Genomic DNA, 18,207 nt, shown 5'->3' with positions numbered 1-18,207 from the left:
TCCGATCCGGAGATATTTGGTTGGCCCGATCCCGGCGCTATGGCGACCTGAAGCATGCGCTCGTTCCGGCGCAGGCTGTCGCGGAAGGCGGTCGTCTCGCCGTGCCATTGCGGCCGCAAGAATGGCTGGCGGATCGGCAAGCTCGCCTCGATATCCGGTTACGCGAACTGGGCCGCGCCGCGCGCACCGGCACGATTCCCGGCGGGTCGATCGAAAACGGCGTTCTGCATATCGAGAAGCTCGAAGCTGCCGTACCGACCGGCGCCGAAGATCTGGTGCTCGATCTCTACAAGCAGATCCCGCCCACGCGGATCACCGATCTCCTGCTGGAGGTGGATGCAGCGACCGGCTTCACCGAAGCGTTCACGCATCTGCGCACCGGAGCGCCCTGCGCCGACCGGATCGGGCTGATGAACGTCATCCTTGCGGAAGGGATCAACCTCGGCCTGCGCAAGATGGCCGACGCGACGAACACGCACACCTTCTGGGAGTTGATCCGCATTGGACGGTGGCATGTCGAGGGCGAAGCTTACGACCGGGCGCTGGCCATGGTGGTCGAGGCGCAAGCGGCGCTACCAATGGCCCGGTTCTGGGGCATGGGCGCCTCCGCTTCGAGCGATGGGCAATTCTTCGCCGCTACGGAACAAGGCGAGGCCATGAACCTGGTCAACGCGAAATACGGCAATACCCCGGGTCTGAAAGCCTATAGCCACGTCTCGGACCAATATGCGCCGTTCGCGACCCAGGTGATTCCTGCGACGGCGAGCGAAGCTCCCTACATCCTCGACGGCCTGCTCATGAACGATGCCGGCCGCCATATTCGCGAGCAGTTCGCCGATACAGGCGGCTTCACCGATCACGTCTTTGCCGCATGCGCCATTCTCGGCTACCGATTCGCGCCGCGCATCCGCGACCTGCCGTCCAAGCGGCTCTATGCGTTCAATCCATCGGCCGCGCCGGCCCACTTGCGGGCCATGATCGGCGGCAAAATCAATCAGGCCATGATCGAGCGCAACTGGCCCGATATCCTGCGCATCGCCGCCACCATTGCAGCCGGAGGCATCGCGCCTAGCCAGATTTTGCGCAAGCTCGCCTCCTATCCGCGGCAGAATGAACTGGCCACAGCTCTGCGGGAAGTAGGCCGCGTCGAGCGGACGCTGTTCATGATCGACTGGATTCTGGACGCCGATCTCCAACGCCGCGCCCAGATCGGGCTCAACAAGGGCGAGGCCCATCACGCGCTGAAACGAGCCATCAGCTTCCATCGCCGGGGTGAAATCCGCGACCGTTCCGCCGAAGGCCAGCATTACCGGATCGCCGGCATGAACCTGCTCGCCGCCATCATCATCTTCTGGAACACCATGAAGCTCGGCGAAGTCGTCGCCAACCAGAAACGCGATGGAAAGCCGCTGTCGCCCGATCTCTTGGCCCATGTCTCGCCGCTGGGATGGGAGCATATCAACCTCACCGGCGAATATCGGTGGCCAAAGCCTTAGCGTAGGATTCCGCCCCCTCCCGCAAACGACCCCCATGTCAGCGTGGCGAACTCAACCGCCTGGAAGCTTCGCCATGGTCCACGGCGATGGATGATTTCGGCCTTAAACAGGCCATTGATCGTCTCGGCCAGCGCGTTGATAACGCTGTGGCAGAGAGCTTTTCCAATTTCCTTAAGCGCGAGAGGGTCCAGCGCAGGACCTACCGAACACGCGAGGAGACAAGGCAGGACTTGTTCGACTATATCGAAATGTTTTACAACCCAAAGCGCAAGCACGCCAGGAACGGGATGTCGTCACCCGTTGAGTTCGAACAGCAGCAGGAAATGTAATCCGAAGGCGTCCACGAAATTCGGGGCTATTCTCACGACGATCGGGCGGCAGCGCGAGAAACACCGTGGCGGTGTTGGTCTTGAAGTCGGTGAACCGGAAATCGGATCGGCCGAGCACTCTGCCCAGGCGCTGGCTATCCAGAAAACAGGTATGGCTCTGTGTGGCCGAAAGAACGCCAGAGGCTTCCTTGTCGGACCTAGTGAGGTACCGGGGCGCGTCGACTACTTTTTCATAATCGAAAAGAAACGGCGCCGGTCTCGTAGTCGGCGCCGTCTGTATTTTTGGGGTTTCAATCCCGGCTATCCGTTGAGAACCGCGCGCGAGGTGCCGCCTCCCATGAGCTTTTGCTGCCCATAGAGCGCGCCGAGGATCAGGACCGGCACCAGCGCCAGAGCGGGATGCAGGTTGGATACAAAGAAGCTCGCGACCCCGACGACAACGAGGACGAGGCGTACCGGCAGGGACACACGCTGCACCAGAAACCCGACCAATCCGGCGGAGATCAGGCTGACCGAGGCCAGTCCGGAAAGCACGGCGGCGCCGATCTCGACCGGCGTACCGTCGAGCAGGAAGGCCGGGTTCAGGGCGAACGCGAACGGGACGATATAGGCGACGACTGCGAGCTTGAGGGCTTCGACCGCCGTCGCCATGGGGGCGGACCGTGCGATCGAGGCGGCAACGAACACCGACAGGCACACGGGTGGCGTCAAAAAGGACAATGTTCCGAAGTAGAATATGAACATGTGCGCCCCGAGCGAGCTGACACCAAGCTGGGTAAACGCAGGGCCGATCAGGATCACGAGGATGATGTAGGTCGCTGTCACCGGCACACCCATGCCAAGAACGATGCAGCCGATGGCGGAAAGGATCAGCAGCAGCCAGACGCTTCCGCCCGCAACCGCGATCAGGTTCTGCGACAGGCTCGACCCGAGACCCGTTAGCCCCAGACAGCCCACGACGATCCCCGCGATCGCACACATGATGGCGATAAACACCACGGTGTTTCCCGCTTCGACGAACGTTTGGATATAAGCCTTAAGAGGCCGGCGCATGCTGGGTGTCGCGACCGACATGACGATCGTCGCAAAACTCGCCGTAAAGGCCGAGGCGGCCGGGTTCCAGTTCCAGGCGAATAGCGTCCAGAGAAGGATGGTGAAGGGCACGATCACGGGGATCATGCGCCGAGCCGCATCGCGAAGCTCGGGTAGCTTTTCGATGTCGGCGCCGTCCACGCTAGCCTTGACGGCTTCGAGATGAACCTGAAGATAGATGCAGAAGAAAAACAGGATGGCGGGAACGGCGGCCGCGATGGCCACCGCGCTATACGGGATCGCCAGGAACTCGGCCATGAGAAAGCCGGTTGCCGCCATGACGGGGGGCAGAACGAGACCGCCGGTCGATGCCACAGCCTCGACGGCCCCGGCGCGCTTGGCCGAATAGCCGACCCGGCGCATCATGGGAATTGTGAGCATGCCCGTCGTCGCGACATTGGCCGAGGCGCTGCCCGAAAGCGAGCCGAAGAGGGCGCTTGAGAGGATGGCCACCTTGGCCGGCCCTCCCTTGCGGCGGCCCATCAGCGCAAAGGCAAAATCCGAGATCGCGCTCCCGCCCCCGACCAGGAACAGCACCTGGCCAAACACCACGAAGCTCGCGACGATGGTCGCGGCGACCTCCACGGGCGTTCCGAAGATCGCGCCGGTTCCAAGGTAATTATAGGTGACGAGACGGTCCCAGCGGATCACCCGCGTTTCGAACATCCCCGAAAGATAGTGGCCGAAATACGCGTATCCGAGTGCAAGCAGACCGACGCTGACCATGGTCCAGCCGACATGGCGGCGCGCCGCTTCGAGAAGCAGCACAATGCCGATGACGCTGACGATCACCTTATCGGTGGTGATCAGGCCGAGGCTGCGCACGATCTGGTCGTAGTTGAGGAAGATGTACCCGCCCACGAGCAGGGCAAGCACGGCGCCGATGATGTCGTACCATGGCGGCGTGTTGCGTGTCATCGACTTGACCGCAGGCTTTAGAAGAAACGAGAGCGCAACGCAGATCGCGATGAAAAGCGTGAGATACTGCTCCTTGTAGATGATGATGCCGAAGCGCGGCAGCACTTGGAGCGAGTAGATCACCGCAGCGATGGGCAGTGAGATCGCAAGAACCTCGGTGATGAAGCGATATGGGCGATTCAGCACCCTGTTTGTGTCTTGCACGGGGTCTGGCCTCCGAATAAAGAGTAGGGGCTCGCAGGACAGAGAGGTGCGACCCGAATCGCTGGGCCGCACTCTCCGCCTGGCGCTAAGGTGGGCTGAGGTCCGGGAGCGGCCGCCTATTGCGCCAGAAGCTCGGCCTGGCGCGCTTCGAGTTCGTCTGTCCACACGCCCTTCTCGCGATAGAATTCAATCGCGGCAGGATGGAACGGCACGACGAATGCGGTGTCGACGAAGCGATCCCGGGTCCATGTAGCCAGCGAGGGATGGATGGTTTCGAGCTGGCTTGAATGCTCCCACAAGGTGTGGAGAACTGACTTTACCGTTTCGTCGGAAAGATCGCTGCGCGAATAAAGGGTGGTCGCGTAGCTCAGCATCTGGATATCGGTATCAACGCCGACCGGACCTGCGGGCACCTCGATTGGCACGAATGAGCTACCGACCTCCTGGGACCGGGCCATGGCCTCGGGGGAGGGATCGATCGAGAGAATGCGCGCGCCTTCCGCGGCGTTGAGTTGCTGGAGGATGCCGCTTCCCAGCGAACCGACGGCTGCGTCGGCCCGGCCTTCGATGACCGCGGTGACGCCTTCGGGGTAGCTCGACACGCTGACGACAGTGATGTCGTCGATGCCCAGGCCGGCATTGGCGAGAGCGGCCTCGGCCGTGATCGAGGATCCCGCAAAGGCCCCGTAATCGGCCACCACACGCCGGCCTTCGAGATCGGCAAGGCTGTGGATGTCGGAGCTGCCGCGCACGACGAGCGACAGGCTGATCGGCGAGCCGAGCATGATCGTGGACAAGGGATAGCCTTCGCCACCCTGTGCGCCCTCATAGGGTCCAATGGCGCGATACGCGAAATCGGCCTCAATCGGGCTGGACAGTCCGAAGTCCGCTTCGGCAGTGACGAACATCGGGAAGAACACGGTAGGCGATTGCGGAAGCACGTCCACGCGATCGTCTGTGTGTTGGCCGATGACGGACGCAATGGCCTGCGACTGCGCGTAGAAGAGGCTTCCTTCGGGATTGCCGCCCATGACGAGAATTTCGGCCGTCGCGGTGCTCGGGGCCCCAGTGATAAGCATGGCCGCGCCCAGCGCGGCCGTTTTCAAGTTCATAGAAGTCATTGGGTAACGTCCTCCCTACCTACCTACTTCGTGCTTAGTGCTTACTCCTCCACTCCTTAGCGGAGCAGACAAACGTTCGGTATACGAACATGTGTCGAATAACGCATTATCTATCCAGAGAAACTCCTTTGTCAAATTCATGCGGAAAATTGTTGTCCGTTTGCGGTCCGACAATCGAGATGCGCGCTTCGGCGCGATGTCGGAAAAGGTACGAGCGATCATCAAGGCGGCAATTACGACGGCGTAGTGGGCGAGGACGAAAGGGGCCGTTCCAGTGCACCCCGACTTCGCGACAAGGTTTGCCCGTCATCCCCATGACGACCGCCAGTGTCGAACTGAAGGGGCAGCAGCATCGAGCCGGAATATCCGCACATCACGGCCAGCATGAGCAACGTCTCGGGCATGTCGATGCCCGGTGCAGCGACTGAACCGGCACAAGAGTGCGGTGATCATCGGCGAAAGGCCGATCTGGCCAAGCACGATGATGCCGCAGGCGACCGCGCCCGGCCCGACTGGGATCTGCTCGACGAGCGCATGAAGCTGTTCGGCGGGAAGCAGTCCGACGAGGGTCAGCCCGAGGAACGCTCGATCCGATCAGGCCGATCTCGCTTGGGACTCAGGCAGAGCCCGAAATTCGTCGCGGGCGAGGGAATTTAAATTTGATGTGGGTGGCGGCGGCTCCGTCAAGAAGACCCAGATTACCTCGATCATGGGGATCACGATGAGAATGGTGGCGCGCATGGCACGATGCGGAAGATGTGCACGGCGGAACCGGTTGTGTCAGCCATGAGATGTCCTCACCTTTGGCCTTGAGCCCGGTACGAGGACAGGGTACTCGGCGGATCGGCGCGGCCGATGCAAAGATGCGCTCAGGCGGACATTTCCCTCAACTTCGCGAACGCGCCTTCACGCAATTGCCTTTCAACCGTCGGAGACAGGTTGCCGTCCGGGCCGAGCAGCTTGGTGGTCGATCCCAGTTCGAACTTCTGGGAATAGACGTTCGCGCCCAGTTCGAGAAGAAACTGGTGGAGTGCCGGGTGGCCACGCAGTGCCCCGACCCCGCCGATCGGCGCGCCGCACAGGGTGATCAGCTTGCCTTGGAACAGATTGCCGGCGCCGTCCACGTCCTGACCGAGCCAGCCGGCCGCGTTCCGAAACACGGATGAAAACGCCCCGGTATACTCGTCCGAACTCATGAAAATGGCGTCCGCATCGGCCACGATCGCGCGGACCGCCGCAACGGAGCCGGGGACTGAAGCGGCGGTTTCTTCGGTGAACGCAGGGATCTCGTAATCGGCCAGGTTGAGACTCACCGCAGTGATGGCATCGTTCATTTCACGTTGGGCGAGCGCTGCGGCCGCTCCTACCATTCGCCAGTTCGATGACCCGACCTGACTGCTTCCCGACACAAAAAGAACCGTGTGCTTGCTCATTTCCCGCTCCTGTAAATCGATGCTACCGCGATATGACGCTGAAACCGGCTGAATCCCATAGGCCAGCCGGGCTCTGGGAGCGTCTTGTGCGTGCTCATGAACTCGCGGCCACCAGACTCGGCCCTCTGCGCGATCCGTCTTTGCTTGACACGAAAATCCCAGGATTGTAAATCGAATATCGACACATGTTCGGAATTCGAACATTTTGCTTTGCCGGTTGGAGGAGTGTGGCCATGGAAACTTTAACGTCCGCAGGCGCGGATATGCCCGTATGGGCCGAAGAGGACAGGGGGTTTCACGTTCCGTACTGGGTGTTTCAACGCGAGGACGTTCGAGACATGGAGCGCCGGAAACTGTTTCAGGGCGAGACCTGGAACTATCTGTGCCTTGAGGCCGAGCTGCCGTCCGCCGGGGATTTCGTCGCCGTCCACGTGGGGGAGACCCCCGTCATCGTGACGCGGGATCACGACGGGGAGATCTATGCCTTCGAGAACCGTTGTTCGCATCGCGGCTCGCTTCTGGCGCTGGAGGACCGCGGCAACGTCAAGGATTTCACCTGCGTCTACCACGCCTGGACCCACAATCTTCAGGGCGACCTCGTTGGGATCGCGTTCAAGGACGGGATCGGCGGCAAGGGCGGCATGGAGAAGAGCTTCTGTATGAATTCGGTCGGGCCGCGCAAATTGCGCGTGGCCAATGTCGAGGGCCTGATCTTTGGAAGCTTCGATGAGGATGTGGACGATATCGAGGACTATCTCGGCGAGGAGGTTCTCGGTCGGATCCGGCGTGTTCTCGAGGGCCGCAAGGTCGTTGTTCTCGGCCGGTTCACGCAGGTGCTGCCCAACAATTGGAAGCTTTATGTCGAGAACACCAAGGACAGCTATCACGCGAGCATATTGCATACCTTCTTCACGACGTTCGAGCTGAACCGGCTGTCGCAGAAGGGCGGGATCATCGTGAGCCCCAATGGGGGCTGCCATGTGAGCTATTCCGAGATCGATCAGGCGGCCGAGGCCGAAAAGGCGGCGAACGACATCTATTCCGAGCAAAAGATCCGATCGCAATCCGATCTCCAGCTCGCCGACAAATCGCTTCTCGGCAATTTCAAGGAATTCGACGACGACATCACCCTGCAGATCCTCACCGTCTTTCCGGGGTTCGTGCTGCAGCAGATTCAGAATTCCATCGCCGTGCGACAGGTTCTGCCCAAGGGCACCGACGAGATGCATCTCAAATGGACCTATATCGGGTTCGAAGACGATACCGCGGAACAGCGCCGGGCGCGGCACAAGCTCTCCAATCTCATCGGGCCGGGCGGATACGTCTCGATGGAGGACGGCTGCATCGGCGGTTTCGTGCGTCGCGGCACGAAGGGTGCGTCCGACAACAACGCCGTGCTCGAGATGGGCGGCCGGGATATCGAAGGCGGCGACGACCGGATTACCGAGGCGTCCATTCGCGGGTTCTGGTCGGAATACAGAATGAGGATGGGCATATGAACACCCATGTCCGCCATGCCGAAATTTCGGCGCTGATCAGTGCCTCACAGGCCCGCTACGTCCGGGAGATCGACGATGGCGACTGCACCGCGTGGCCGAGCTTTTTTGTCGACGATTGCTTTTACACCATCACAAGCGTCGACAATTACGCCCAGAATCTGGAGGGCGGTCTGGTCTGGCTCGACAGCAAGGACATGCTGCGCGACCGGATCCTGTCGCTGCTGGAGGCCAATGTCTACGAGCGCCATTCCTACCGCCATTTGATCGGGCAGCCATTTGTCGGTGAGGTGGACGGCGACGAGGTGGATTCCGAGACCGCGTTCATGGTGGCCCGGATCACGCGCGAAGGACCGACCGATCTTTTCGCGACCGGGCGCTATATCGACCGCTATCGCATCATCGCCGGCGAGGCCAAGATCGTCTCACGCACAGTGGTTCTCGACAGCAACCGGATCGATACGCTGCTCGGCTTTCCGCTGTGACGGCCCGCCAAACGGGACGCGTCCTGATCACCGTCGGGGACGCCAACGGGATCGGCCCGGAGGTCGCCGCAAAGGCCGCCATCGCCCTTTGCGAGGACGCCGCTTTGCGTCCGGTGATCGTCGGGGATCGCCATCTTGTGGACCCCTTTGTGCAGGCAGGCGGCTTCGAAATCGAAACGGACCCGGAGAACTGGGGCCGGCCGCGTAATGTCGACCTTTTCGATGTGTCCGCAATCGACGCCGCCGAGGCGACGCCCGGCACGCCGACCGCGGCGAGCGGACGGGCGACCATTGCCTATGTCGAGCAGGCGGTGGCCCTCGTCAAAAAAGGCGTGGGACGGGCTATCGTGGCCGCTCCGCATTCGGAAACGGCCGTCAATGCGAGCGGGCGTAGGTTTTCCGGGTATCCGAACCTTTTGTCCGAACTGGTCGGGACCGGCAAAGACAGCGTGTTTCTCATGCTGATCGGGGGCGGGCTGCGGATCGTTCACGTGACGCTGCACGAGGGTATCAACGGAGCCCTGGCCCGGCTGACCCCGGACCTGATCGCGCGCGCAACTCTCGCCGCCGATCAGGCGCTCAAGCGGCTCGGCGTCGCCGCCCCCCGCATCGGGCTTTTCGGCATCAATCCGCATGCGGGCGAGGGTGGGCTGTTCGGCGACGAGGACGACCGCATCGTCACCCCGGCACTTGAACGCCTGCAAGCGCAGGGGGTCGACGTGCACGGCCCGGAGGGCGCCGACGTCATGCTCGGACGCGACGGGTACGATGCGTTCGTCGCCATGTACCACGACCAGGGCCACATTCCGGTGAAGTTGCTGGCCGGGCGCGCGGCGGCGGCGATGTCGATCGGATCCGGGCTGGTTTTTTCGAGCGTCGGGCACGGTGCCGCCTTCGATATCGCGGGCAAGGGACAGGCATCGCCGGATGCGGCCGTCGCGGCAGTCAGACTTGTGGGAGGAATTCAGTGAGTTTTCGCATTACGGTCACCGATCACGACGATATCGGCTTTGACTGCGAGGAGGACGAAACCGTTCTCGATGCCGCCGACAGGGCCGGTTATGCCATTCCCTATTCCTGCCGCAAGGGCGTGTGTTCGTCCTGTCGGGGCGGCATTGCGGCGGGCGAGGCCATGGTGCGCGGCCAGGGCCATCAGACCGGTCCGGCGGATGAGGTGCTCCTGTGCCAGGCGCGCCCGCTCAGCGATCTCGAGATCACGCCGGCCCGGATCCAGAAGGTCGAGCCGGTTCAGCGCAAGATCCTCGATGCCAAGGTGCGAAAGGTCGTACGGCCCGCGCCCGATGTCGCGGTGATCCATCTCCGCCTGCCCATCGGTCAGCGCGCGCCGTTTCGGGCCGGCCAGTATTTGCGGGTGCTGATGGAAGACGACGACAGCCGCAACTATTCGATGGCCAATCCGCCCCAGAAGAACGATGGCCTCGAGCTTCATATCCGTCACGTGCCCGGCGGCAAGTTTTCAGAGCAGGTGCTCGGCACGCTGGACAAGGGGACGGTCCTCAGGGTCGAACTCCCCTATGGCGAATTCTGCCTGTCGGACGAGGATGGCATGGACGCCGTGCTCCTCGCGACCGGTACCGGCTTTGCGCCCATGAAGTCGTTGATCGAGAACCAGATCGCGCTCGGTGCCGAACGTCCGTTGAAACTCTATTGGGGCGTCAACACCGAGGCCGATCTCTATATGGGCGATGTCGCCGAGCAGTGGGCGAAGACCCATCCCTGGATCACCTTCATTCCAGTCATCTCCTCACCCTCGCAGGACTGGCAGGGGCGAACGGGGTTCGTGCATCAGGCAGTTCTCGAGGACATTGCCGACATGAGCAATGTTGAGGTCTATGCCTGCGGCGCGCCCGTCATGATCGATGCGGCGCGGCTCGAATTCGTGACAAAGGCCGGTCTTGCCAAAGACCGGTTTTTCAGCGACGCCTTTGTTGCGTCGGGCGAGGCGACCTGATGGGCCAGCCCCATGGCGCGGTGTCGCGAGGACGGGGCGTTCCAAACAGCTTCGCCAGTGCGCGCCTCGCAGGGGAAGACAATGCAGGACAAGGGGGCCGGCCGATGACGTCACGTGCGCCTGAAGGAATGGCGGGATTGGCCAAGGGGCTCGCCATTCTCGAGCTGTTCGGCCAGAACCGCACCTTCCTCACCGTCTCGTCCGCCGCGGACGTGACTGGCATTTCGCGCGCCAGCGCCCGGCGCTGCCTGCTCACCTTGCACGATCTGGGCTATCTCACCAAGAACGGGCCGCGCTTCTTGCCGACGCCGCGCATGTTGCGCCTTGGCCAATCCTATACCGGCGCCATCTCGCTGCCCCAACTCGCCCAGCCCCAACTCGAGGCGGCATGCGAGGAGCTCGGGGAATCCGTTTCGCTGTCGATCCTCGAGGACGGGCGCTCGACCTTCGTTGCCCGCGCGGAAGCCGCGCGAATCGTCTCGACGGCTATTCGCCTCGGGACCCGATTGCCCGCCCATGCCGCAGCGACCGGGCGGGTCTTGTTGTCGGGCTGCACCGAGGACGAGCTCGATGCCTATTTCGCCGCGGTCGAGCCCGCGGCGCTCACCGCGCATACGGTGACCGACAAGGCCGAACTCAGAAGGATCATCCGGGCGGCCGGCCGCGACAAGGTGGCCTTCACCGACGAGGAACTGGAAGTGGGCATGGTCAGCATGGCTATCCCGGTATTCGATCCCGACGGGACGCTCGTGGCAGCCATGAGCGTGAGCGCGGCACGGCCGCGCGTCACCGTCGAGGATTTGCGCGATCGCATGCTGTCGACCTTGCGCACCTTTGCCGAGGCTCTGTCGCGCTCCTTGTGAGTCGGCACGCAAGGCACGGTGCATCCATATTGTCTTGGGGGAGAGACATGAGAAACGAGACGGTCCAGGCCTACCCTGCGCTTTCGATGTATATCGGCGGCGAATTCATCGGCGCCGACAGACGGGACGGCCAGTCGGTCATCAATCCCGCCAGCGGGGCACCGCTCGGCACGTTGCCGCACGCCACCAGAGAGGATCTCGACCGCGCCCTTGCCGCAGCGGCGGCGGCGTTCGAGACCTGGCGCTGGAGCAGCCCGATGGACCGGGCCGCCATCCTGCGCAAGGTGGCCGGGATGGTGCGCGAGCGCGTGGAAACCCTCGCGCTCAACATCACCCGCGATCAGGGCAAGCCGCTGGCCGAGGCTCGCATCGAAGTGGCCGGTGCGGCCGACCATCTCGAATGGCACGCCGAGGAGTGCCGCCGCATTTACGGCCGGGTTATCCCGGCGCGGGCCGCGTCGGTTCGCCAGACGGTGATACGCCAGCCTATCGGGGTGTGCGCGGCGTTCTCGCCCTGGAATTTCCCGCTCAACCAGGGGCTGCGCAAGATCTGCGCCGCGCTCGGAGCCGGATGCACGCTGATCCTCAAGCCCGCCGAGGACGCGCCCAGTTGCATGGTCGCGATCGCCGAAATGTTCGAGGAGGCCGGGCTGCCGCCGGGCGTTCTCAACATCGTATGGGGCGTGCCGTCGGAGATCTCCGATTATCTGATCCGCTCTCCAATCGTGCGGAAGGTCTCCTTCACGGGCTCGGTCGCGGTCGGCAAGCACCTTGCAGCCCTCGCCGGCGCTCACATGAAGCGCGTGACGATGGAACTCGGCGGACATTCGCCGGTCATCGTCTGCGACGATGCCGACATCGAAAGAGCGGCGACGCTTCTTGCTGCATACAAGGGGCTCAACGCCGGGCAAGTCTGCATGTCGCCCAGCCGGTTCTTCGTGCAGGAGGGCGTCATCGACGCGTTCTCCGAGCTCTTCGTTGCGGCGTATGCGAGCCGGACCCTTGGCGACGGGCTGGATGAAGGAACGATCATGGGGCCGCTCGCCCATGAGCGGCGGGTGGAGGCGATGACCGCGATCGTCGAGGATGCGGTCGATCGCGGGGCGCGGGTGATGACGGGCGGCCACCGGCCAGAGGGGCCGGGATCGTTCTTTCCTCCGACCGTGCTTTCGGGCGTTGCCGACGAGGCGACCATCATGCGCGAGGAGCCGTTCGGGCCCGTCGTGCCGCTCACGAGCTTTTCAACGATCGATGAGGTGTTGCGGCGGGCCAATTCGGTGCCCTACGGGCTTGCATCCTACGCCTTCACCCGCTCGCTGGAGCGGGCGCACACGATCAGCACGCGGCTCGAAGCGGGCATGGTCACGATCAATCATTTCGGGCTCGCCCTGCCCGAAACCCCCTTGGGGGGCGTCAAGGACAGCGGGCTCGGCAGCGAAGGCGGGGCGGAAACCTTCGACGCCTATCTGCATACCAAGTTTATTTCCGAACAAACCGTCGAGTAAGGCTTTCGAGGCCGGGCGTCATGGCCACGGCCTCCGCTCGGGGAGGAGCATGAAAATGAACGGAGCCGAAGCACTAATCCAGAGCCTGATCGCCAATGGCGTCACGACCTGCTTTGCCAATCCGGGCACGTCTGAGATGCACTTCGTTGCCGCCTCGAACGCCTATCCCTCGCTTCGCAACGTGCTTTGCCTGTTCGAGGGCGTCGCAACCGGGGCTGCGGACGGGTATGGACGCATGCGAGACACGCCGGCTTCAACGCTCCTGCATCTGGGGTTCGGGCTGTCGAACGGTCTCGCCAATCTGCACAATGCCCGCCGTGCCGGCGCGCCGGTGCTCAACATCGTCGGCGAGCATGCGAGCTGGTATCAGGGGGCCAATTCAGCCCTGTCGAGCGATATTCAGGCGATCGCCGCGCCGATGTCGGATTGGGTGCACGTGTCGCAATCGGTCGGGGAGGTTGCCTCAGATGCAGCGCGCGCGATCGCGGCCGCGCACGCAAGGGGCGGGCAGATCGCGACACTGATCCTGCCGGCCGATACGGCTTGGACGGACGGCGCGTCCGCGCCTTCACGGCGCTACGTGCCCTTTGAGACGGCAGGGATCGATCCCGACACGATCGAGCGGGCCGCACGCCTGCTTGCCGGGGCCGGGCGCAGCATGATCATTGCCGCCGGCCAGGCCCTGCGCGCCGGCCCGATGGATCATCTCGCGCGCATTGCAGCAAAAACCGGCGCAGAACTGGCGACCCCCTACGGGGTCGGACGGCTCGAGCGCGGCGCGGGCCGCGTGTCCATGCCGCGCCTGCCCGCCCTAATCGATCCGGCGCGCGCATTGTTTGAGGGGATCGACACCATCATTCTCGCCGGCACGAACATGCCCTCGGCGATGTTCGCTTATCCCGGCAAGCCACGGCAGATGCAGGATGAGATGGCGCAGGTTTTGGGGCTATGCGAGGATTTCGGGGCAACCGCCGAGGCGATCGCATGTCTGGCGGACGAGGTTGGTGCCGGACGAGGCGAGGTGATGCGCGAAGCGCGGCGCGAGATTGAGCGCCCCACCAGCAAGCTGACCGCAGACTCCATGCTGGTTTCCGTTGCGGCCGCCATGCCCGAAAATGCCATCATCGTCGATGAGTCGATTTCGGCGGGCCGGAACTTCTTCCCGCTGTCGCAAGGGGCGGTGCCCCACGACTATCTTCAACTGACAGGCGGTGCGCTCGGGTGCGGCATCCCCGTGTCCCTCGGGGCCGCGATCGCCTGCCCGGACCGTCGCGTCATCAATATGGAAGGAGACGGCAGCGCGATGTACACGCTGCAGGGGCTCTGGTCGCAGGCGCGCGAAAATGCCGACGTCACGACCGTCATCGTTTCGAACCGGCGGTACGGCATACTCGACGCGGAGCTTAAATCTGTCGGGGTGCAGACTGAGGTCGGAGGGTCGGCGCGTCGCCTGCTTTCCCTCGACGCGCCCGCCATCGACTGGATCGGCCTTGCCAAGGGCATGGGGGTAGAAGCCAGGACCGTGACCACCGGCGAGGATCTGGTTTCGGCGATTACGCACGCCAATGGCCGGACGGGCCCTTTCCTCATTGAGGCCGTCATAGAGTAAGCCTCGCCACGGTGCGCCTGAGCTTGTCCGGTGTCAGCGTTGATGGCACCAAATCGGCTTAACCGAGAGTGGAGAATTTCTGGTTCATCATAGCATTCAAGACTGTCGGATATTTTGTGCGTGCTCTGCCCCCTGAGAACTGGATCGTTCGGAACTGGAGTTTTCCGCGGTAACATCCCTTGGCTGGGAGGAGCGGAAGACGATGAAGGCATCGAAGTTTTCGGACGCGCAGAAGGCGTTCATTCTGAAGCAGGGCGCGGACGGGATTCCGGTCGCGGAGATCTGCCGTCGGGCGGGGATCAGCCAGGCGACCTACTTCTACTGGAAGAAGAAATATGACGGGCTGCTGCCGACCGAGATGAAGCGGCTGAAGCAGCTCGAGGATGAGAACGGCAAGCTGAGGAAGCTTGTCGCGGACCTCTCGCTGGACAAGGAGATGCTGCAGGACGTCATCCGCCGAAAACTTTAAGGCCTAAGCACAAACGCGAGCTGGTGGCGCAGACGTGTGGTGAGTGGAACGTGTCGATCCGGCGGGCATGCCGGGTTCTGGAGTTCGACACCTCGACCTATCACTACAAGTCCCGCCGCCGCGATCAGGCCGGCATCGAAGCTCGGATCAAGGACATCTGCGCGACTCGGGTCCGCTATGGATGTCGACGCGTGCACGTGATGCTCACGCGCGAGGGCTGGGACATCAACATGAAGCGAACCTACCGGATTTACAGGGATTTGGGCCTTCAGTTGAGAAGCAAGACGCCGAAGCGACGGGTGAAGGCGAAGCTGCGAGAGGATCGTGCCACAGCAGTCGGTCCCAACGATGTGTGGGCCATGGACTTCGTCCACGATCAGCTCGCCACGGGAAAGAAGATCCGTGTGCTGACGGTCGTCGACACGTTCTCACGATTCGTGCCAGTTCTCGATCCACGATTCAGCTATCGGGCGGAAGATGTGGTCAGAACACTGGAACAGGTCTGCCCAAAGATCGGCTATCCGAAAACGATCCGTGTCGACCAGGGCAGCGAGTTCATCTCCCGCGACCTCGACCTGTGGGCCTACACCAAGGGCGTCACGCTGGACTTCTCCCGGCCGGGAAAGCCGACGGACAACCCCTACATCGAAGCCTTCAACGGGCGCTTCAGGGCAGAATGCCTGAACGCGCACTGGTTCATGACGCTTGCCGATGCGGTCGAAAAGATGGAGGATTGGCGCAGATACTACAACGAGGTTCGTCCGCATGGGGCGATCGGGCACAACGTCCCGATCTCGTTGCTCAATCACAATGGCGCTGCCAGACCGCCAACGTGACAACAGGCCGGAAACTCCAGCATCCGGCGATCCAAAGAATGGTATCGGAGCAAAAAAGGACGAGGCTCTAATCGCTGCTGGATGACAATTCAGGGGCAGGTCACAAGCTCCACACCGTCTGCGACGGTGAAGGCCGGCTGATCATCATGCTTCTTTCGGAAGGCCAGATGAGCGATCACAGGGGCGCACGCCTCGTGCTCGAACATGATCGTACAACATTCCAAGCTGGACACCTGTCTCGAGTCTATCGGATTACGCAGAAGAGCCAATAACGAGGCCCGCGCCGCCAATATCCGGGCTGGCTACGTGATCGATCCACGCCACGAGGCCGATATGGAGCGTTACGTCGCCGGCGAAGTCACGCTCGATCAATTGCGCGAGGAATCCCTGGCGCGGCATCGCCAGCCCCAGCCAGGCGCGCGAAAGCCATGAACGACGATGACAGCCGCCAGCCCTACATCATCAACCAGAATAACGGTTCCGGTGACCTTGAGCCGTTTTTGACCCTGTTGCTTATCCTGTTCGTGGTGTGCGTTATCGGCGTGATCGTCACGCCGCCGCTCAATGCCGCATGGGCCGCGATCGAGCCCTACTGGATCGCCGTCAACGACTGGCGCGATGGCGTTGTTGCCTGGTTCGGCAGCGTCTGGCCCTTCTAAGCGCGAAGGTGGTCGGCTATCGCATGGCAGCCTCGGCATCACCCGGCGCCACGCTTTTCTCAAGCGCCTCGCATAGAAGCTCCGCTTCCTGGTCGGACAGGTCACTAACTGCTAACGCTGTGCGGATGCGGCTCGCCTCACCGCATTGCGGGCATGCCCGATCGTCCAGCATGACGCGCGGACCTGGACCGTCATAGTTGCAGGCATCGCAAACGATACGCGTCAACGTTTTGCCTCTTAATATTGCAAGCGAAGTGAGATAGTGGCGGAAAAACCAGCACCTGACCACCCTTACCGCTCCAGCCCGCGCTCCCGATCTCTCGTTCGACCTCGATCCATATCGAGCTTTTGCTGCTGTTCCCGCTCTCTGGCATGATCGCGGCGGACGCTGATTTCCAGAGCTCGACTGGTGACCCTGGCCACGTCCTTGATGCGATCGGAATTTTTCGCGATCTCTGGATTCTGCGAGCTTGCGCGGTCTAGCTCGCGATCGATCTCACGATGATCGCTTGAGCCAAACCGGCTCTGCATGGCCTTAGCGACCTGCCTGGCCTCATCGAGCGCTTGCTTGCCCTCGGGTGAACTTTCGAGCTGATCCATAAACGCATTGCGTGATTTCGCATCCCGCATCTGGTCGAGCTGGTTCAGCAATGCCTCGCTCCGCGCGGTCAGCCCCGGCACCTCGACACGATCGTTGCGGTCGCGCCGGTGCTGCTCGATCTCCTTTTCCTCGGCCACACGCCGCGTCCAGGTCTCCCCGGCCGACTTTACATGATGGCTCATCGCCTCGGCGCGCTTTAAAGCGTTCTGGCGCTCGGCATTGGCGCCGAACAGGCCGGACTTCCCGCGCAGCTCCCCGAACTGCTCGGGCTGGCGGGCGAGAACCATCGACATGTTGCGCTCACCTTTGCCATCCTCGATGGCGCTGCGCATCTTGTCCGCGACCGGGCCAGGATTCTTGTAGACCTCGCCTGCCAGCCGTTCGACTGACTGCCACCTGTTCTCAAAAGCAGGCTTTGCCTTCTCGCGCGCCACGGTGTCAACGCTGCGGGCATGGTCTGTCTGCGCCGGCACCAGCGGCACGACCTGGCCACGCCCCTGCCGATCGCCAACGACGGCTGCCGGCGCAATATCCCGGCGCTTCTGTCCCGTCGAAGGCACCGCGATTTGTGCGCCGAGATCCTGGGCGGTTTTTTTCCGCCCAAGATCCTCGGTGCGGGCCTGCGCCTGGCGCGGAATCTCGATGTCGCTCTTGATCCCAAAACGCTCGGCTAGACCGCGCCGCTCTGCATAGGCGGCCGCATAATCGAGTGTCGTTTCCTTGGCTCCCGACCGCGACAGGCGAGATTCCATCTGCTGACGGGCAAGGTCACGATCATTGTGGACGGTCCAGCTCTGGCGATCGACTTGCCGGCCATCGGGCAACCGGACGGCCTCCGATCCTTTTCGCTCAAGCCCGACCTGCGAGCCGATAGCGGGCGCTGCCTCGCGCATGGCGCGCTCAAGATCGACACCCCAAGCCGTGTTTTTCTGACCGGACGCATCCTGCGTCGTCACGAAATAGCTCTCGCTGTTGCCGGCCTGGTGCGCAAACGGGGCCTTGCCATGCGCAACCAGCATTCCCGTATTGCCGCCCGGCCCCAAACGCCCGGTAAATTCCTGTCTGTCACCGTAAAGCTGAACGCCGTCACGATGCCGGGTCATCGCCACATAGGCCAGG

16 protein-coding genes and 2 pseudogenes are annotated in these 18,207 nt (G+C 62.7%); 13 read left to right on the top strand and 5 right to left on the bottom strand.

Annotated features, from left to right (window positions below):
• Both PZ895_RS00675 and PZ895_RS00670 read left to right on the top strand, forming a co-directional pair.
• Nucleotides 1-1,496: Tn3 family transposase (locus tag PZ895_RS00675; protein ID WP_275837108.1), on the top strand; the 1,496-nt coding region annotated here is incomplete at its 5' end.
• A 137-nt stretch (nucleotides 1,497-1,633) separates the two neighbouring features.
• A pseudogene (locus PZ895_RS00670) lies at nucleotides 1,634-1,825 on the top strand (IS3 family transposase); the annotation flags it as partial.
• Between the two features lie 37 nt (nucleotides 1,826-1,862).
• On the opposite strand, the pseudogene PZ895_RS00665 reads toward PZ895_RS00670, so the two are convergent.
• The 3 genes and pseudogenes from PZ895_RS00665 to PZ895_RS00655 all read right to left on the bottom strand — a co-directional run.
• Nucleotides 1,863-2,042, bottom strand: a pseudogene (locus PZ895_RS00665) (type IV secretory system conjugative DNA transfer family protein); the annotation flags it as partial.
• An 83-nt stretch (nucleotides 2,043-2,125) separates the two neighbouring features.
• Nucleotides 2,126-4,111 carry a TRAP transporter fused permease subunit gene (locus PZ895_RS00660; RefSeq protein WP_275837107.1) on the bottom strand — a complete coding sequence of 662 codons (1,986 nt, stop codon included), beginning with the start codon at nucleotides 4,109-4,111 and terminating at the stop codon, nucleotides 2,126-2,128.
• Between the two features lie 44 nt (nucleotides 4,112-4,155).
• Nucleotides 4,156-5,160 (bottom strand): TAXI family TRAP transporter solute-binding subunit, encoded by a 1,005-nt coding sequence (locus PZ895_RS00655; protein WP_275837106.1) that lies wholly within the window; start codon nucleotides 5,158-5,160, stop codon nucleotides 4,156-4,158.
• A 384-nt stretch (nucleotides 5,161-5,544) separates the two neighbouring features.
• Between PZ895_RS00655 and PZ895_RS00650 the strand changes: the two genes are divergently transcribed.
• A complete protein-coding gene (locus PZ895_RS00650; RefSeq protein WP_275837105.1) occupies nucleotides 5,545-5,817 on the top strand; it encodes a hypothetical protein in 273 nt (90 codons plus the stop codon).
• Between the two features lie 212 nt (nucleotides 5,818-6,029).
• On the opposite strand, the gene PZ895_RS00645 is transcribed toward PZ895_RS00650, so the two are convergent.
• Nucleotides 6,030-6,593 (bottom strand): NAD(P)H-dependent oxidoreductase, encoded by a 564-nt coding sequence (locus PZ895_RS00645; protein ID WP_275837104.1) that lies wholly within the window; start codon nucleotides 6,591-6,593, stop codon nucleotides 6,030-6,032.
• Nucleotides 6,594-6,826: 233 nt separating this feature from the next.
• Between PZ895_RS00645 and PZ895_RS00640 the strand changes: the two genes are divergently transcribed.
• The 10 genes from PZ895_RS00640 (at nucleotide 6,827) to PZ895_RS00595 (ending at nucleotide 16,487) form a co-directional block, all read left to right on the top strand.
• The gene (locus tag PZ895_RS00640; protein WP_275837103.1) at nucleotides 6,827-8,092 is read left to right on the top strand and encodes a Rieske 2Fe-2S domain-containing protein; all 1,266 of its coding nucleotides are present in this window, start codon (nucleotides 6,827-6,829) and stop codon (nucleotides 8,090-8,092) included.
• Complete coding sequence (locus PZ895_RS00635) at nucleotides 8,089-8,574, top strand: aromatic-ring-hydroxylating dioxygenase subunit beta (protein WP_275837102.1); 486 nt, start codon at nucleotides 8,089-8,091, stop codon at nucleotides 8,572-8,574. The genes PZ895_RS00640 and PZ895_RS00635 overlap by 4 nt, the downstream gene beginning before the upstream one ends.
• A complete protein-coding gene (locus PZ895_RS00630) occupies nucleotides 8,571-9,545 on the top strand; it encodes a 4-hydroxythreonine-4-phosphate dehydrogenase PdxA (protein ID WP_275837101.1) in 975 nt (324 codons plus the stop codon). Before PZ895_RS00635 ends, PZ895_RS00630 begins: the two co-directional genes overlap by 4 nt.
• On the top strand, nucleotides 9,542-10,546 hold the full coding sequence (locus PZ895_RS00625) for a 2Fe-2S iron-sulfur cluster-binding protein (protein WP_275837100.1): 1,005 nt from the start codon (nucleotides 9,542-9,544) through the stop codon (nucleotides 10,544-10,546). The genes PZ895_RS00630 and PZ895_RS00625 overlap by 4 nt, the downstream gene beginning before the upstream one ends.
• A gap of 104 nt (nucleotides 10,547-10,650) precedes the next feature.
• Nucleotides 10,651-11,409, top strand: coding sequence for an IclR family transcriptional regulator C-terminal domain-containing protein (locus tag PZ895_RS00620; protein WP_275837099.1), 759 nt, complete (start codon nucleotides 10,651-10,653; stop codon nucleotides 11,407-11,409).
• A gap of 47 nt (nucleotides 11,410-11,456) precedes the next feature.
• Complete coding sequence (locus PZ895_RS00615) at nucleotides 11,457-12,914, top strand: NAD-dependent succinate-semialdehyde dehydrogenase (RefSeq protein WP_275837098.1); 1,458 nt, start codon at nucleotides 11,457-11,459, stop codon at nucleotides 12,912-12,914.
• A 55-nt stretch (nucleotides 12,915-12,969) separates the two neighbouring features.
• Entirely contained in the window at nucleotides 12,970-14,523 is a 1,554-nt protein-coding gene (locus PZ895_RS00610) for an acetolactate synthase large subunit (protein ID WP_275837097.1), read from the top strand.
• A 202-nt stretch (nucleotides 14,524-14,725) separates the two neighbouring features.
• Nucleotides 14,726-15,828 (top strand): IS3 family transposase gene (locus tag PZ895_RS00605; RefSeq protein WP_275837096.1). Its coding sequence is split into 2 segments (ribosomal slippage): nucleotides 14,726-14,987 and nucleotides 14,987-15,828, totalling 1,104 coding nucleotides; the frame shifts between segments, so codons are not numbered across the junction.
• A 204-nt stretch (nucleotides 15,829-16,032) separates the two neighbouring features.
• Entirely contained in the window at nucleotides 16,033-16,260 is a 228-nt protein-coding gene (locus PZ895_RS00600; protein ID WP_275837095.1) for a hypothetical protein, read from the top strand.
• Nucleotides 16,257-16,487, top strand: a complete 231-nt coding sequence (locus tag PZ895_RS00595; RefSeq protein ID WP_275837094.1) for a hypothetical protein — start codon at nucleotides 16,257-16,259, stop codon at nucleotides 16,485-16,487. The genes PZ895_RS00600 and PZ895_RS00595 overlap by 4 nt, the downstream gene beginning before the upstream one ends.
• Nucleotides 16,488-16,778: 291 nt before the next feature.
• On the opposite strand, the gene PZ895_RS00590 is transcribed toward PZ895_RS00595, so the two are convergent.
• Nucleotides 16,779-18,207 (bottom strand): BID domain-containing protein (locus tag PZ895_RS00590; protein ID WP_275837093.1); only part of this gene is annotated, 1,429 nt, incomplete at its 5' end.

The sequence above is a fragment of the Mesorhizobium sp. YIM 152430 genome (assembly GCF_029210365.1).
GTDB lineage: Bacteria > Pseudomonadota > Alphaproteobacteria > Rhizobiales > Rhizobiaceae > Aliihoeflea.
This window is presented reverse-complemented; position numbering and strand designations above follow the sequence as displayed.

Excerpts from the sequence above, each read along its gene's own strand:
- PZ895_RS00635 (WP_275837102.1), top strand. The coding sequence starts at position 8,089 with ATGAACACCCATGTCCGCCATGCCGAAATTTCGGCGCTGATCAGTGCC.
- PZ895_RS00645 (WP_275837104.1), bottom strand. The coding sequence starts at position 6,593 with ATGAGCAAGCACACGGTTCTTTTTGTGTCGGGAAGCAGTCAGGTCGGG.
- PZ895_RS00620 (WP_275837099.1), top strand. The coding sequence starts at position 10,651 with ATGACGTCACGTGCGCCTGAAGGAATGGCGGGATTGGCCAAGGGGCTC.
- PZ895_RS00615 (WP_275837098.1), top strand. The coding sequence starts at position 11,457 with ATGAGAAACGAGACGGTCCAGGCCTACCCTGCGCTTTCGATGTATATC.
- PZ895_RS00650 (WP_275837105.1), top strand. The coding sequence starts at position 5,545 with ATGAGCAACGTCTCGGGCATGTCGATGCCCGGTGCAGCGACTGAACCG.
- PZ895_RS00600 (WP_275837095.1), top strand. The coding sequence starts at position 16,033 with ATGATCGTACAACATTCCAAGCTGGACACCTGTCTCGAGTCTATCGGA.
- PZ895_RS00640 (WP_275837103.1), top strand. The coding sequence starts at position 6,827 with ATGGAAACTTTAACGTCCGCAGGCGCGGATATGCCCGTATGGGCCGAA.
- PZ895_RS00610 (WP_275837097.1), top strand. The coding sequence starts at position 12,970 with ATGAACGGAGCCGAAGCACTAATCCAGAGCCTGATCGCCAATGGCGTC.
- PZ895_RS00595 (WP_275837094.1), top strand. The coding sequence starts at position 16,257 with ATGAACGACGATGACAGCCGCCAGCCCTACATCATCAACCAGAATAAC.
- PZ895_RS00655 (WP_275837106.1), bottom strand. The coding sequence starts at position 5,160 with ATGACTTCTATGAACTTGAAAACGGCCGCGCTGGGCGCGGCCATGCTT.